Annotated in this window: 13 protein-coding genes; 12 read left to right on the top strand and 1 reads right to left on the bottom strand. The window is 28.3% G+C overall.

Translation table 11 applies throughout. The annotated features are described in order from the left end of the window. Positions 1-174: 174 nt before the first annotated feature. From KO506_RS09900 to KO506_RS09845, 12 genes are all read left to right on the top strand, one after another. Entirely contained in the window at positions 175-1,398 is a 1,224-nt protein-coding gene (locus tag KO506_RS09900) for an HD domain-containing protein (protein WP_215994747.1), read from the top strand. Between the two features lie 45 nt (positions 1,399-1,443). Continuing rightward, positions 1,444-2,484, top strand: coding sequence for a UDP-3-O-(3-hydroxymyristoyl)glucosamine N-acyltransferase (lpxD, locus tag KO506_RS09895; RefSeq protein ID WP_215994746.1), 1,041 nt, complete (start codon positions 1,444-1,446; stop codon positions 2,482-2,484). Then, positions 2,477-3,868 (top strand): bifunctional UDP-3-O-[3-hydroxymyristoyl] N-acetylglucosamine deacetylase/3-hydroxyacyl-ACP dehydratase, encoded by a 1,392-nt coding sequence (locus KO506_RS09890; RefSeq protein WP_215994745.1) that lies wholly within the window; start codon positions 2,477-2,479, stop codon positions 3,866-3,868. Before lpxD ends, KO506_RS09890 begins: the two co-directional genes overlap by 8 nt. Before the next feature lie 3 nt (positions 3,869-3,871). Beyond that, on the top strand, positions 3,872-4,657 hold the full coding sequence (gene lpxA / locus KO506_RS09885) for an acyl-ACP--UDP-N-acetylglucosamine O-acyltransferase (protein WP_215994744.1): 786 nt from the start codon (positions 3,872-3,874) through the stop codon (positions 4,655-4,657). Between the two features lie 9 nt (positions 4,658-4,666). Beyond that, entirely contained in the window at positions 4,667-5,233 is a 567-nt protein-coding gene (gene efp / locus KO506_RS09880) for an elongation factor P (protein ID WP_215994743.1), read from the top strand. Between the two features lie 61 nt (positions 5,234-5,294). Next, positions 5,295-6,212 (top strand): UDP-3-O-(3-hydroxymyristoyl)glucosamine N-acyltransferase, encoded by a 918-nt coding sequence (locus KO506_RS09875; RefSeq protein ID WP_215994742.1) that lies wholly within the window; start codon positions 5,295-5,297, stop codon positions 6,210-6,212. A 70-nt stretch (positions 6,213-6,282) separates the two neighbouring features. Continuing rightward, a complete protein-coding gene (gene sucD, locus KO506_RS09870) occupies positions 6,283-7,155 on the top strand; it encodes a succinate--CoA ligase subunit alpha (protein ID WP_215994741.1) in 873 nt (290 codons plus the stop codon). A gap of 104 nt (positions 7,156-7,259) precedes the next feature. Further along, positions 7,260-10,223 (top strand): M16 family metallopeptidase, encoded by a 2,964-nt coding sequence (locus KO506_RS09865; protein ID WP_215994740.1) that lies wholly within the window; start codon positions 7,260-7,262, stop codon positions 10,221-10,223. A 179-nt stretch (positions 10,224-10,402) separates the two neighbouring features. Beyond that, the gene (gene fabG / locus KO506_RS09860) at positions 10,403-11,149 is read left to right on the top strand and encodes a 3-oxoacyl-[acyl-carrier-protein] reductase (RefSeq protein WP_215994739.1); all 747 of its coding nucleotides are present in this window, start codon (positions 10,403-10,405) and stop codon (positions 11,147-11,149) included. 216 nt (positions 11,150-11,365) lie between these two features. Further along, positions 11,366-11,575: a hypothetical protein gene (locus tag KO506_RS09855; protein ID WP_215994738.1), complete on the top strand. Its 210-nt coding sequence runs from the start codon at positions 11,366-11,368 to the stop codon at positions 11,573-11,575. A gap of 161 nt (positions 11,576-11,736) precedes the next feature. Continuing rightward, positions 11,737-13,764, top strand: a complete 2,028-nt coding sequence (locus KO506_RS09850) for a VWA domain-containing protein (RefSeq protein WP_252726835.1) — start codon at positions 11,737-11,739, stop codon at positions 13,762-13,764. A gap of 63 nt (positions 13,765-13,827) precedes the next feature. Next, the gene (locus KO506_RS09845) at positions 13,828-14,658 is read left to right on the top strand and encodes a prohibitin family protein (RefSeq protein WP_252726834.1); all 831 of its coding nucleotides are present in this window, start codon (positions 13,828-13,830) and stop codon (positions 14,656-14,658) included. 200 nt (positions 14,659-14,858) lie between these two features. Here KO506_RS09845 and KO506_RS09840 read toward each other — a convergent pair whose 3' ends face one another. After that, positions 14,859-15,647 (bottom strand): T9SS type A sorting domain-containing protein, encoded by a 789-nt coding sequence (locus KO506_RS09840; protein WP_215994737.1) that lies wholly within the window; start codon positions 15,645-15,647, stop codon positions 14,859-14,861. Positions 15,648-15,758 lie beyond the last annotated feature (111 nt).

Raw genomic sequence — 15,758 nt, 5'->3', positions numbered from 1 at the left:
TTGCTAATTTTAATTGATAAAGTAATCAATAATTAATAATCTATAATCAGAAAATGATAAAATAACTATCAATTTAAAACAATTTTGATAATTTTTATACAAAACCAATATGTAAAACTTGTGATTTAAAGGCATTAAATCGTACTTTGCATTTAGATTGATAAAACACATCTTTTGAAGAAAAAAAAGCCTAATAAACTTAAAATATTAAACGATCCTATTTACGGATTTATTCAAATTCCGAATTCTTTAATTTTTGATATTATAGAACATCCATATTTTCAGCGTTTAAGAAGAATTGCACAAATGGGTTTGTCTAATTTGGTGTATCCAGGAGCAAATCATACACGTTTTCATCATGCTTTGGGTTGTATTCACCTAATGGAAAAAGCTGTTAGAGTGCTACGTTTTAAGCAAATAGAAATTTCTAAAGACGAAGAAAATGCTGTTTATATCGCTATTTTATTGCATGATATTGGTCATGGTGCTTTTTCTCATGCATTAGAGCATAGTATTGTTAGCGGAATTTCGCATGAAGAAATTTCCTTAAAGTTTATGAAGAAGTTAAATGAAGAATTTGATGGGGAATTAGATTTAGCAATAAATATTTTTGAAGGTAATTATCATCGTAAATTTTTATGTCAATTAATTTCTAGTCAATTAGATATAGATCGTTTAGATTACTTAAAAAGAGATAGTTTTTATACAGGTGTAACTGAAGGTAATATTTCATCAGATAGATTAATAGCAATGATGAATGTTAAAGATGATGAATTAGTTATAGAACAAAAAGGAATATATTCTGCAGAAAAGTTTTTAATTGCCAGACGTTTAATGTATTGGCAAGTATATTTACATAAAACAGGTTTGGTTGCAGAAAATATGTTAGTTAATGTTTTAAAAAGAGCAAAAGAATTAGCAGAAAAAGGAGTGGAGCTATATGCAAGTACAGCTTTAAATTATTTTTTATATAATAAGATAAACCAAGATAATTTTACAGAAGAAACTTTAGAAATGTTTTCTAAATTAGATGATTATGATGTATTGTCTGCAATAAAAGAATGGGTACATCATCAAGATAAAGTTTTATCATTATTATCTAAAATGATTGTAGATCGTAAACTCTTAAGAATAGAAATACAGAATAAACCATTTGCCAAGACTTACATCAATAAAAAGAAAAATAAGTTTTCTAAGAAATTAGAAATATCAGAACTAGATATAGATTATTTTATATTTTCTCAAGAAATAAGAAACTTAGCATATCAAACAGATAAGCCAATTTATATTTTAAATAAAAAAGGAAAGTTAAAAGATATTGCAAAAGCATCAGATCAATTAAACTTGCAAGCACTCACAAAACCAGTAATAAAACACTTTATTTGTTATCCAAAGTAAAATGAGATTAGCCAAATACCTATAAATTTTATACTTTTGCGTTTGATGAAATTTACAGCACAACAAATAGCAGATATTTTAGAAGGTAAAGTAGTTGGTAATCCTGATGAAGAAGTTTCTAAATTATCTAAAATAGAAGAAGGAGAAAAAGGATCTTTAACCTTTTTGTCTAACCCAAAATACGATCCATATTTATACACAACAAATGCTTCTATTGCTATTGTAAATGAAGATTTTAAATTAGAAAAAGAAATCTCAACAACACTTATTAAAGTAGAAAATGCTTACAAATCATTTTCTAAATTATTAGAATTTTACAACGAAGTAAAAAATAATAAAACTGGTAGAGAAGCACCACATTTTATTGCAGATTCTGCAAAAGTGGGTACAAATGAATATTTAGGAGCATTTTCTTATATAGGAGAAAATGTAATAATTGGTAATAATGTAAAAATATATCCTAATTGTTATATTGGCGATAATTCTATTATTGGTGATAATTGTATGATTTTTGCTGGAGTAAAAATTTATTCAGAAACTCAAATAGGTAACCATTGTAAAATACATTCAGGTAGCATTATTGGTTCTGATGGTTTTGGATTTGCACCAAATAATGATGGAGAGTTTAATGCAATTCCTCAAATAGGAAATGTAATTATAGAAGATCATGTAGATATAGGTTCTGGTTGTACAATAGATAGAGCAACTTTAGGATCAACAATAATAAGAAAAGGCGTAAAATTAGACAACCAAATACAAATTGCCCATAATGTAGAAATTGGTAAAAACACTGTAATTGCTGCGTTAACAGGTGTTGCAGGTTCTACTAAAATTGGCGAAAATTGTATGATTGGTGGTCAAGTTGGTATTGCAGGACATTTAACTTTAGGTAATAATTTACAAATACAAGCTCAATCTGGTATCAGTAAAAATTTAAAAGATGGTTTAAAAGTGCAAGGTACACCAGCTTTTAATTATGGAGATTATTTTAAAGCTTATGTACATTTTAAAAACTTGCCAACAGTAGTAGAATCAGTTAATAAATTAGAAAAAAGACTAAATACTCTAAGTAAAAAGCATGAGTAAGAAACAAAAAACAATAGAATCAGAAATTACTTTATCAGGTGTAGGTTTACACACTGGTAATAATGTATCAATGACCCTAAAACCAGCTCCAATAAATCATGGTTTTGCTTTTAGTAGAGTAGATTTAGAAGGTACACCAGTAATTGAAGCAAAAGCTGAATATGTAGTTACCACTCAAAGAGGTACTAATTTAGAAAAAAATGGTGTTCAAATACAAACTTCAGAACACGTTTTAGCAGCAGCAGTAGGTTTAGATATAGATAATCTGTTAATTGAAATAGATGCATCAGAACCACCAATTATGGACGGTTCATCTAAGTACTTTGTAGAAGCTTTAGAAAAAGCAGGTATAAAAGAACAAGATGCAGAAGTAGAAGAATATGTAGTAAAAGAAATAATTTCTTATAAAGATGATGTTTCTGGTAGCGAAATTATTTTAATGCCTTCAGATGAATACCAAGTAACAACTATGGTAGATTTTGGTACTAAAATTTTAGGAACTCAAAATGCTACTTTAGAAGATATTTCTGATTTTAAAGAAGAAATTGCAGATGCAAGAACTTTTAGTTTTTTACACGAAATTGAAATGTTGCTAGAAAATGATCTTATTAAAGGAGGTGATTTAAATAATGCAATTGTTTATGTTGATAAAGAATTGTCTGATAATACAATGCAGAAATTAAAAAAAGCATTTAAAAAAGACAATATTTCTATAAAACCAAACGGAATCCTAGACAACCTAACTTTACATTGGGCAAATGAAGCTGCTCGTCATAAATTATTAGATGTTATAGGTGATTTAGCTTTAGTAGGTACAAGAATAAAAGGTAAAGTAATAGCAAACAAACCAGGGCATTTAATAAATACTCAGTTTGCAAAGAAATTGGCAAAAATTATAAAAACAGAAAAGAGAAACTATGTTCCTCAATACGATTTAAATGCGCCACCTTTATTAGATATTCATCAAATAATGGATATTTTACCTCACAGACCACCATTTTTAATGATAGATAGAATTTTAGAGCTATCAGATAAACATGTAGTTGGTATGAAAAATGTTACAATGAACGAAAACTTCTTTGTTGGTCATTTTCCTGGAGCACCAGTTATGCCTGGAGTTTTACAAGTAGAAGCTATGGCACAATGTGGTGGAGTCTTAGTTTTAAGTACTGTACCAGATCCAGAAAACTACTTAACTTATTTTATGAAAATGGATAAAGTTAAATTTAAACAAAAAGTTTTACCTGGAGATACTTTAACATTTAAAGCTGAGTTAATAACACCTATAAGAAGGGGTATTTGTCATATGCAAGCTTATGCTTATGCAAACGGAAAATTAGTAGCAGAAGCAGAATTAATGGCTCAAATAGCAAGAAAAAATTAAAATATGAATCAGCCTTTAGCTTATGTACACCCCCAAGCAAAAATTGCAAGAAATGTTGTAATAGAACCTTTTACTACCATACATAGTAATGTAACAATTGGTTCTGGAACTTGGATTGGTTCTAACGTAACAATTATGGAAGGTGCAAGAATTGGTGAAAATTGCAGAATTTTTCCAGGATCAGTAATTTCCGCTATTCCACAAGATTTAAAGTTTAATGACGAAGAAACAACAGTAGAAATTGGTAATAATGTTACAGTTAGAGAATGTGTTACTATAAATAGAGGTACCAAAGATAGATTAAAAACTGTTGTAGGTAACAATTGTTTAATAATGGCATATTGTCATATAGCTCATGATTGTTTTGTGGGTGATAATTGTATTTTCTCTAACAATACCACTTTAGCTGGCCATGTTACTATAGGTAGTAATGTAGTTTTAGCAGGTATGGTTGCTGTGCATCAATTTGCATCTGTTGGTAATCATGCATTTGTTACGGGTGGTTCTTTAGTAAGAAAAGATGTACCTCCTTATGTAAAAGCAGCAAGAGAACCTTTATCTTATGTAGGTATTAATTCTGTAGGTTTAAGAAGAAGAGGGTATACCACAGAAAAAATTAGAGAAATTCAAGCAATATTTAGAATTCTATTTCAAAGAAACTACAACAATTCTCAAGCAATAGATATTATAGAAGCAGAAATGGAAGCAACTCCTGAACGTGATGAAATCATACAGTTTATTAAAGATTCTCACAGAGGAATAATGAAAGGATATTATAAAGCAAATTAAATTATATAAATGGCAACAACATCAGATATTAGAAACGGATTATGTATTAGGTATAACAATGATATCTATAAAATTGTAGAGTTTTTACACGTAAAGCCAGGTAAAGGCCCTGCTTTTGTAAGAACAAAATTAAAAAGTGTTACCAATGGTAAAGTAGTAGATAACACTTTTCCTGCAGGTAGAAAAATAGATGATGTAAGAGTTGAAACACATAAGTTTCAGTTTTTATATAATGATGGTGAATTTTATCATTTCATGAATGAGCAAGACTATAGTCAAATAAGATTATTAGAAGCTGCTTTAGATTCACCAGATTTAATGAAAGAAGGTGAGATAGTTACAATAATCATCAATTCTGAAGATGATATGCCTTTATCTGTAGAAATGCCTTTAAGCGTTATTTTAGAGGTTACGCATACAGAACCAGGTGTTAAAGGAAACACAGCTACAAATGCAACAAAACCAGCAACTGTAGAAACTGGAGCTTCTGTAAATGTACCTTTATTTATTAATGAAGGTGATAAAATTAAGGTAGAGACTACAAAAGGAACTTATCAAGAACGTATTAAAGAGTAAAAAAAGCTTTTAGCAATTAGCTTTTAGCTAATAGCGAATTGCCAAAAGCTAATAGCGAACTATGAAATTCAAAACTCCACAAACTTTACAACAAATTGCATCACTTTTAGATGTAGATTTTATAGGTGATAAAAAATTTCCAATTCTTGGGATAAATGAAATTCACGTTGTAAAAAAAGGAGATATCGTTTTTGTAGATCATCCTAAATATTATGATAAAGCTTTAAATTCTGATGCAACTACAATTTTAATTAATAAAAAAGTAGCGTGTCCAGAAGGTAAAGCTTTGTTAATTTCTGATGATCCTTTTCGTGATTTTAATAAAATTACAAAACATTTTAATCCATTTATAGCATCCAAAGTAAGTATAGCAAAAAATGCTATTATTGAAGAAGGAACTATAATTGAACCTAATGTTTTTATAGGAAATAATGTGCAGATTGGTACTAATTGTGTTATTCACCCAAATGTAACAATTTATGATAATACCATAATTGGTAATAATTGTACAATTCATGCAAATACAGTTTTAGGAGCAGATGCTTTTTATTACAAAAACAGACCAACAGGTTTCGATAAATTAATTTCTGGAGGTAGAGTAGTTTTAGAAGATAATGTAGATTTAGGTGCTTCTTGTACAATTGATAAAGGTGTTACAGGAGATACCACTATAAAACAAGGAACAAAAATTGATAACCAAGTACATGTAGGTCATGATACAGTTATTGGTAAAAAATGTTTAATAGCTTCACAAACGGGTATTGCAGGTTGTGTAATTATTGAAGATGAGGTTACCATTTGGGGACAAGTTGGTACAAACAGCGGAATTACAATTGGTAAAGGAGCTGTTATTCTTGGGCAAACAGGGGTTACAAAATCTGTTGCTGGAGGCAAATCTTATTTTGGTACGCCAATAGAAGAATCAAGAGAAAAATTAAAACAGTTAGCAGGCTTAAAAAGATTGCTAAAAGAAAAATAAAAAACTAATATCGTTTTTATAAAAGTAAACAATAAACTATTTTTGTAACACAAAATAAATATCAGAGCAAATGAGTGTTTTAGTTAATAAGAATTCAAATATTATTGTACAAGGTTTTACTGGTAGTGAAGGAACTTTTCACGCAGGTCAAATGATTGATTATGGAACCAATGTTGTTGGAGGTGTAACTCCAGGAAAAGGTGGTCAAGAACACTTAGGGAAACCTGTTTTTAATACAGTTGCAGAAGCTGTAGAAAAAGCAGCTGCAGATACTTCAATTATATTTGTACCACCAGCTTTTGCTGCTGATGCAATTATGGAATCTGCAGATGCAGGTATTAAAGTAATTATCTGTATTACAGAAGGTATACCTACTGCAGATATGGTAAAAGTAAAAGCTTACATTGCAGATAAAGACACTAGATTAGTTGGGCCTAACTGTCCAGGAGTTATTACTCCAGATGAAGCTAAAGTTGGTATTATGCCAGGTTTTATCTTTAAAAAAGGTAAAGTAGGTATCGTTTCTAAATCAGGAACTTTAACTTATGAAGCTGCAGACCAAGTTGTAAAACAAGGTTTTGGTATAACAACTGCAATTGGTATTGGTGGAGATCCAATTATTGGAACTACAACTAAAGAAGCTGTAGAAATGTTAATGAATGATGATGAAACTGAAGCAATTGTAATGATTGGTGAAATTGGTGGTAATTTAGAAGCTGAAGCTGCACAATGGATTAAAGCTGATGGTAATAGAAAACCAGTTGTTGGTTTTATTGCTGGGCAAACTGCACCTGCTGGTAGAACAATGGGGCATGCAGGAGCTATTGTTGGTGGAGCAGATGATACTGCACAAGCTAAAATGGAAATCTTAGCAGCAAATGGTGTACACGTTGTAAGTTCACCAGCTAAAATTGGAGAAATGGTTGCGAAAGTATTAAAGTAATCTTTATTTCTTTAATTATTTGTTAAAGTTTTATAATAAATCTTATTAAAATCCGTTGAATTTGTAAATTCAACGGATTTTTTTATTCAACCAAATTAAATATTATGAAACAGATTAAAGTATTTGCTTTTAGTATGTTATTAATTTCAGCAATAAGCTGTAATACAAATAAGGAAAAGAGCTACGAAGTAACTTCGCAAAAAGACACAAATGGTATAACCTATGAAACTGTAGAAAACGATCCTACAGGTTTAAGACTATATACCTTAGACAATGGTTTAAAAGTGTACCTCAGTAAAAATGAAGACGAACCCAAAATTCAAACTTATATAGCTGTAAGAGCTGGTTCCAATTACGATCCAAAAGAATCTACAGGTTTAGCTCATTATTTAGAGCACATGGTTTTTAAAGGGACTCACAAAGTAGGTACTGCTAATTGGGAAAAGGAAAAAGTATTTTTAGCAAAAATTTCTGATTTGTATGAGCAACACAGAACAGAAGAAGATCCAGAGAAAAAGAAGGCCATTTATCAAGAAATAGATAAAGTTTCTTTAGAAGCCTCTAACCATTCTATTGCTAACGAATATGATAAAATGACAGCTTCTTTAGGAGCAACAGGTACTAATGCTTACACTTGGTTTGAGCAAACAGTATATACCAATAAAATTCCTGCAAATGAATTCAATAAATGGATAACTTTAGAATCTGAACGTTTTAGTACACTAGTTTTACGTTTGTTTCATACTGAATTAGAAGCTGTTTTTGAGGAGTTTAACAGAGGACAAGATAATGATTTTAGAAAACGTTATGCAGCCATGTTAGATGGTTTATTTCCAAATCATCCTTATGGTCAACAAACAACAATTGGTACTGGGCAGCATTTAAAGAATCCATCAATGATTGATATTCATAATTATTTTGACAAATATTATGTACCCAATAATATGGCTATTGTTTTAGTTGGTGATTTAGATTTTGATGGAACAATAGCAAAAGTAAACGAAGCTTTTGGAAAGTTCGAAAAGAAGGAACTTACTCATCCAACGTTACCAAAAGAAGAACCAATTACACAACCTATTGTAAACGAGGTTTTCGGGCCAACATCAGAAAATATTTCTATTGCTTACAGATCTAGAGGTGTAAATACAACTGATGAAAAAATGGTAACTTTAGTTGATATGATAATGGCAAATGGAAATGCGGGTTTAATCGACTTAAATTTAAATCAAAAACAAGTTGTACAGTACGCATCTTGTTCACCTACTTTTTTAAATGATTATGGATATCATACGTTTACAGGTTCACCAAAATCAGGTCAATCTTTAGATGAGGTAAAAGATTTGTTATTAGAACAAGTTACAAAATTAAAGAATGGTGAGTTTGATGAATGGATGATTGGTGCAGTTGTAAATGACTTAAAACTAAGTGAAACACGCCAATATGAAAATAATTCAGCTTTGGCTAATAAATATGTAGATGCCTTTATATATCAACAAAATTGGGCTGATAGAGTAAAGTTTTTAGACGATTTAAAGAAAGTAACTAAAGAAGAATTGGTTGCTTTTGCTAATAATTTTTATCAAGATAATTATGTAGTAACATACAAAAGAAAAGGTGAAGATAAAAATATTGTAAAAGTTGAAAACCCAGGGATTACGCCAGTAAAATTAAATAGAGATAAAAGTTCTGAATTTATTCAAGATTTCAATAAAATGGAATCTCCAGAATTAAAACCACAATTTGTAGATTATAAAACGGCCATTAAAGAAACTAAAACAGAAAATGATATTAAAGTATCTTATGTATTGAATGAAAAAAACGATTTGTTCGATATGAATATCATCTTTGATATGGGGAGTGATAATGATAAAAAATTATCTTTAGCTGCTGGTTATTTAGAATATATAGGTACAGATAAATATACAAATGAAGAATTAAAAAAAGAGTTTTACAAATTAGGAATCTCTTATTACGTAAGCACAGGTAGTGATAAAACATATGTAGGTTTAAACGGGTTAAAAGAAAACTTACCAAAAGGATTAGAGTTATTAGAACATTTATGGGACAATGCTAAAGCTGATGAAGATGCTTATAATAAATATGTAGAGAAAATCTACAAAGGTCGTCAAGATGGAAAAACCCAAAAAGGAAATATCCTTTGGAATGGTTTAATGAACTATGGTAAATACGGTGAAGATTCTCCATTAAGAGATATTATGCAAATCGATGAATTAAAAGCCATAAACCCAGAAGAATTAGTTGCTTTAATTAAAGATATGAAAAACTACAAGCAACGTGTTTTCTATTATGGTAAAGATGTAGATAATGCTGTAACAGCTTTAAACAATCAGCATAAAATTTACGGCGAATTAAAAGAATACCCTATTGCAAAAAAATACGAAGAAACAGAAACAGGAGGTAATGTTTTCTTCACAAATTATGATATGGTGCAAACTGAAATGTTGTTTTTGGCAAAAGGAGATCCTTTTAAGCCAGAAAATATGGCTGCATCAACATTATTTAATACGTATTTTGGTAGTGGATTGTCGTCAATTGTTTTTCAAGAAATTAGAGAATCTAAATCGTTGGCATATTCTGCTTTTGCATCTTATCAAGGAGCATCAAAAAAAGACTCACCAAATTATGTAATGGCTTATGTTGGTACACAGGCTAATAAATTAGAACAAGCTGTAGATGCTATGATGGAATTAATGAATGATATGCCAGAGGCTGATAAACAATTCCAAGCTGCAAAAGAATCAACTTTAAAAAAATTAGCAGCACAAAGAATTACAAAATCTAGCATTTTTTGGTCTTATGAAAGATTACAAAAATTAGGAATTGATAATGATAACCGAGAAGAAATGTACAATACCATCAAAAACATGACAATGGAAGATTTAAAAGCATTTTTTGATAAAAATATTAAAGGCGAATCTTACAATGTTATGGTTATTGGTAATAAAAAAGATTTAGACGTAAAATCATTGAAAAAGTTAGGTAAAATAAAAGAATTAGAAGTAGACTATTTATTTAATTATATAGAAGAGAAGAAAGTTAAATCTTAGATTTTATAATTTTTAAATTATCATTTAAAATAAATTACATAAATATAAATTTTAAAGGTTTTGGCATTTCTTTAAATTAGTGAAATTATAGTCTTATTAAATTTTAACTCGTAAGGTAATTTTACTTTACGAGTTTTTTTATTTTATTATATTTGATGCCTTAAAAACAACTAAACTATATGAAATTACTAGAAAATAAATCAGCAATAATTACTGGTGCAACTAGAGGAATAGGTAGAGGTATTGCTATTGAATTTGCAAAACAAGGTGCAAATGTAGCTTTTACGTATAGTTCTTCTGTAGATGCTGCAAATGCCTTAGAAGAAGAATTAAAAGCATTTGGTGTTTCTGCTAAAGGATATCAATCTAATGCTGCTGATTATGCTGCTGCTCAAGAATTAGCTAAAGATGTTCAAAAAGAATTTGGTGCTATAGATATTTTAGTAAACAATGCAGGTATAACCAAAGACAATTTGTTAATGCGTATTTCTGAAGAAGATTTTGATAAAGTAATTGAAGTTAACTTAAAATCTGTATTTAACCTAACTAAAGCTGTTATTAGACCAATGATGAAGCAGAGAGCAGGTTCTATTATAAATATGAGTTCTGTAGTTGGTTTAAAAGGTAATGCAGGGCAAACAAATTATGCAGCATCTAAAGCAGGTATTGTAGGTTTTTCTAAATCTGTAGCTTTAGAGTTAGGTTCTAGAAATGTAAGAAGTAATGTAATTGCTCCTGGTTTTATAGAAACTGAAATGACAGACAAGTTAGATGAAGCAACTGTACAAAGTTGGAGAGATGGAATTCCTTTAAAAAGAGGAGGTAAGCCAGAAGATATTGCAAACGCTTGTGTATTTTTAGCTTCTGATATGAGTTCATATATTACAGGTCAAACTCTTTCTGTAGATGGTGGAATGCTAACTTAGATTGTTTTTTTTGATAAATAGCTTTAATCAATAAAAAAGTAATAATAATTATATTCTAAACGTTTAATTAACATATACTTAACACCTGTGAAAACAGGTGTTTTTTTATTCGTCTATATTTAAATACCAATCACCTAACTTTAATCATTACCTATCTAAAATTTAATTTTACGTCTTAAATCCATAGTATCTTTACAGTGTAAAACAACAAAACCTATGGAAACTAATAATTTAACTAACAGACAATTAGAAGTAATTAATGAATTAAAAAATGAGCATTTAACAAGCTTTCAAATTTTAAACAGAATTAATAGTATTAAATTAATACTTGTAGTTTATAATGTTTTAGACGAACTTAAAAATATGGGAATATTAAAAAGTTATATGAAACAGAATGTTAAATATCATTACATAGAATCTAATTAAAATTTTACCCTAAAAATAAAACCCAAGTACTCCTAAATACCCTATCTACTCCTAATTTACCCCTAAGTAAATAGAGTTTAAAAATAACCTGCAATATTTAACATTGCAGGTTTATTCTTATTTAAATAGTTCTTTATATCTTTCCCATTAAAATAAAACGATTGCAGACTACTTTAATATTATATCTCATTTTAGCATTGTTATTTGGTTTAGCAATTGCATACTTTCAATACTATTTTAAAGTAAAAAACAAACTAAAAATAACAGGTACTCTTTTTGTTTTAAAAGGATTAAGTATCTTTTTGTTGATTTTATTATTGATAAATCCAAAAATAGAGGAAACCAATATTACTAATATAAAACCAGTTTTAACTTTTTTGGTTGATAATTCTAATTCTGTTTCTTTTTTTAAAGAGGATAAAAATGTTGAGGTTTTTATAAAAGAATTAGAAAAAAATTCACAAATTCAACAAAAATTTGATGTTCAAAAATTTTCATTTGCTAATGATTTACAAGTTTTAGATAGTCTTTCTTTTACAGAAAATCAAACAAATATTTCTAATGCAATACTTAATGTAAATGAACTGCAAAATGATAAGATTTCTCCAATTGTTTTAATTACGGATGGCAACCAAACTATAGGTCAAGATTACGAATTTATAAATGTAAAACAACCTATTTACCCAATTGTAATTGGTGATACTACAAAATATGTAGATGTTAAAATCAGTCAATTAAACGTAAATAAATACAGTTATATTAAAAACAAGTTTCCTGTAGAAGTTATTTTAAATTACGAAGGGAATGAAAATGTAACCACTCAGTTTTCTATATTTAATAAAGGAAAAACTGTTTTCAGAAAAAATGTACGTTTTTCTGCATCAAAAAAATCGCTAACAGTTATTGCAAATTTAACATCTATTAAAGAAGGTTTACAATATTATACTGCATCCATTTCTAAAATAGAAAATGAGAAAAACACTAAGAATAATTCAAAAAGTTTTTCTGTAGAAGTTATAGATGAGCAAACAAAAGTTTTGTTGTTAACATCCGTTTTGCATCCAGATTTAGGAGCTTTTAAAAAGGCAATAGAAAGTAATAAACAACGCTCTGTAGAAATTTATCATATTGATAATTTTAAAAATAATATTAAAGATTATCAGTTGGTTATATTGTTTCAGTTAAATAATAAGTTTAATAAAGTTATTGATCAAATTAAAGAAAACAATAATAATTATTTATTGGTTTCTGGTGCAAGTTCAGACTGGAATTTCATCAACCAAAAAGAATTAGGTGTTAGAAAAAATTCAATTAATGAAACCGAAAATTATGGAGCAGTTTTTAATGATGGCTTTCTAAATTTTTTACAAGAAGATATTGGCTTTAATAATTATCCGCCTTTAAAAGATAAATTTGGTGAAGTAAGTTTTACCAAAGAACACCAAACTTTATTGTATCAAAATATTAATGGTTTAGAAACACAACAACCTTTGTTAGCTACTTTTGATATCAACAATCAAAAATCTGGAATTTTACTTGGTGAAGGTATTTGGAGATGGAGAGCCAACAGTTTTTTAAATACAAATTCTTTCGAAGATTTTGATAAATTTATTGGGAATATTGTTCAGTTTTTGGCTTCAAACAAAAAAAGAAATCGATTAGAAGTAGATGCAGAAAGTTTATATCCTGCAAATTCTACAATTACTATTTCTGCTTTTTACACAGATAAAAATTATCAATTCGACCCAAGAGCGAGTTTAGAGATTACTGTTACAAATACAACAACTAAAGTAGTTACTAAAGTACCTTTTTCTTTGGTAAATAACGCTTTTAAAACAGAGATAGAAAATTTAAATTCTGGAGACTATACTTATAAAGTTACTGTTTTAGGTCAGAGCATCAGTAAAAATGGGCGTTTTAAAATAACAGATTATAATATTGAAGAGCAATTTACAAATGCTAATATTCAAAAATTACAAAAGCTGGCAGATAAAACTGGGGGTAATCTGTTTTATAAAAATCAGGCAGCAAAAATCACCAAAAAATTGTTAGCCAATGAGTCTTTTTATACAGTACAAAAAGCAACTAAAAAGCAAGTAAATTTAATTGATTGGCAATGGATTTTATTTTTAGTAATCGCACTTTTAACAGCAGAATGGTTTCTTAGAAAATACTTTGGTAAAATATAAAATATATGCATTGGGTTTCATCAATAGAAATTGTAAATTTGATAAAATTTAAAAAATATTAAAATGGCAAATAATCAAATGGATTTGAATTTCCCTAAAGGTGGAGTTTTCCTAATTATAATTGCAGTTGTTGCAATCATACTATTCACTAAATCTACAGTTACAATTGGTCCTGGAGAAGGTGGCGTAATTTTCGAATCTTTAGGTAAAGGTATTAATACAGAAAAATCTTATGGAGAAGGTTTTCATATTGTATTACCTTGGAACAAGATGATTGTAAGAAAAGTACGTCAGCAATCTATTTCTGATGAAATGAATGTACTTTCTGTAAACGGATTAGAAGTTAAAGTAAATGGTACAATTTGGTATGAGCCAGAATTTGAAAATTTAGGTAAACTTATAAAAACTAAAGGAGAAGATTATGAACGTGAGTTGTTAGATCCTGCAATAAATGCAGCTGCAAGAAGCGTTGTTGGTAGATATACACCAGAGCAATTATATTCTAGTAAAAGAGATGTTATTGAGCAAGAAATTTTAGATGAAGTTCAGAATGTTTTAAAAGGACAGTATTTATCAGTAAAAAGAGTTTTGGTAGAAGATGTAAAATTACCAAATACAATTAGAACTGCAATTGAAACTAAATTAAAGCAAGAACAAGAATCTTTAGAATATGAGTTTCGTTTAGCAAAAGCTAAAAAAGAAGCTGAAAGACAAAAGATTGATGCAGAAGGTAAAGCAACTGCAAATAAGATTTTAAGTGCGTCTTTAACCGATAAAATTTTACAAGAAAAAGGTATTGAAGCTACTTTAAAACTTTCTGAATCAACAAACAGTAAAGTGATTGTAATTGGTTCTGGTAAATCTGGAATGCCAATTATTTTAGGAAACCAATAAGAAGTTTTTACTTTTAAGGTATTAAAAAATCCAGCTTTTAGCTGGATTTTTTTTGTTTTCTAAAATTGTATTTAGAATAAGTAAAGTAAAATTTATAGCTCTTCAAATTAATTCTATATTTTTCATTTCAAAGGATGATTATTAGCAGGTAAAAGCTGAATGAAAATTTGATTAAAACTTTGAATTTGAACTGATAAATCTTATTTTTTAATAAACTTATGTTTAATGTTATTTATTTCGTAGAAATATAGACCAGTTGCTAAGTTTTCTAAATTAATTTTAAAACTATTTTCTTGTCTAGTTTTAATTAGTTTTGTGTTAAATTCTTTTCCATTAACATCAAAAAGCGTCAAATTACTCTGGTTGGTATTTACGTTTTCTATATACAAATAGTTTATAGCAGGATTAGGAAATGATTTTAATGATTTAACGTAATCAATTTCTTTTGTAGCTAAAGTAGATGAAGGAAGTGTATAAATTTCAGTAGATTCAGTTGTAGTGTTATAGATTATTAATTTGTTTACATTTTCTGCTTTATCATTAAAAATTATAAAATCATATATATCTGAAATGTAAAATTCATTATCACCAAAATCTTTTACAATTTCGCCATTTTCATTATAAATTATTATTTTTTTACTAGAAGAATCTTCGTCTTCTGAAAAGCTAATAACTATTTCAAACAAATCATCTGAATTAAAAATATGTTTTGATACACCAAAGTTTTCTGTATATAATGATATATCAAATGTTTCTACTCCAGATGGTAAGTTAGGTGTGAATTCTGATTTAAGACTATAGTCAGAATTAAAAATTTTAAATGTTTTTAAACCAGGTCCAGCTAAATAATAAAAACTACCTTCTGAAGTAGAGTATGGTAATAACCAACCCTCTGCATCATTATAGCTAATAGATTTATCTAACTCAATTTGGCTAAAACTTAGGTTACTAATTAATAGTAAAAATGTAAATTTAAGAATCTTTTTCATATCTAATTATTTTTTAATTTTTTACAAATTAAGTTTTTAATTAAATAAATAAAAATTATAAGTCCTTAATTTTTAGATTATTACAATAATTGTGATTTCGTCAAAAAAACA

This window comes from Polaribacter vadi, from assembly GCF_018861005.1.
Classification (GTDB): Bacteria; Bacteroidota; Bacteroidia; order Flavobacteriales; family Flavobacteriaceae; genus Polaribacter; species Polaribacter vadi_A.
Note: the sequence above shows the minus strand (reverse complement) of the source record. Positions and strands in the feature narration are given on the sequence as shown.

What these genes read in the sequence shown, in the direction of transcription:
- lpxD (WP_215994746.1), top strand. Translation starts at nt 1,444, where the DNA reads ATGAAATTTACAGCACAACAAATAGCAGATATTTTAGAAGGTAAAGTA.
- KO506_RS09890 (WP_215994745.1), top strand. Translation starts at nt 2,477, where the DNA reads ATGAGTAAGAAACAAAAAACAATAGAATCAGAAATTACTTTATCAGGT.
- lpxA (WP_215994744.1), top strand. Translation starts at nt 3,872, where the DNA reads ATGAATCAGCCTTTAGCTTATGTACACCCCCAAGCAAAAATTGCAAGA.
- efp (WP_215994743.1), top strand. Translation starts at nt 4,667, where the DNA reads ATGGCAACAACATCAGATATTAGAAACGGATTATGTATTAGGTATAAC.
- KO506_RS09875 (WP_215994742.1), top strand. Translation starts at nt 5,295, where the DNA reads ATGAAATTCAAAACTCCACAAACTTTACAACAAATTGCATCACTTTTA.
- sucD (WP_215994741.1), top strand. Translation starts at nt 6,283, where the DNA reads ATGAGTGTTTTAGTTAATAAGAATTCAAATATTATTGTACAAGGTTTT.
- KO506_RS09865 (WP_215994740.1), top strand. Translation starts at nt 7,260, where the DNA reads ATGAAACAGATTAAAGTATTTGCTTTTAGTATGTTATTAATTTCAGCA.
- fabG (WP_215994739.1), top strand. Translation starts at nt 10,403, where the DNA reads ATGAAATTACTAGAAAATAAATCAGCAATAATTACTGGTGCAACTAGA.
- KO506_RS09855 (WP_215994738.1), top strand. Translation starts at nt 11,366, where the DNA reads ATGGAAACTAATAATTTAACTAACAGACAATTAGAAGTAATTAATGAA.
- KO506_RS09845 (WP_252726834.1), top strand. Translation starts at nt 13,828, where the DNA reads ATGGCAAATAATCAAATGGATTTGAATTTCCCTAAAGGTGGAGTTTTC.
- KO506_RS09840 (WP_215994737.1), bottom strand. Translation starts at nt 15,647, where the DNA reads ATGAAAAAGATTCTTAAATTTACATTTTTACTATTAATTAGTAACCTA.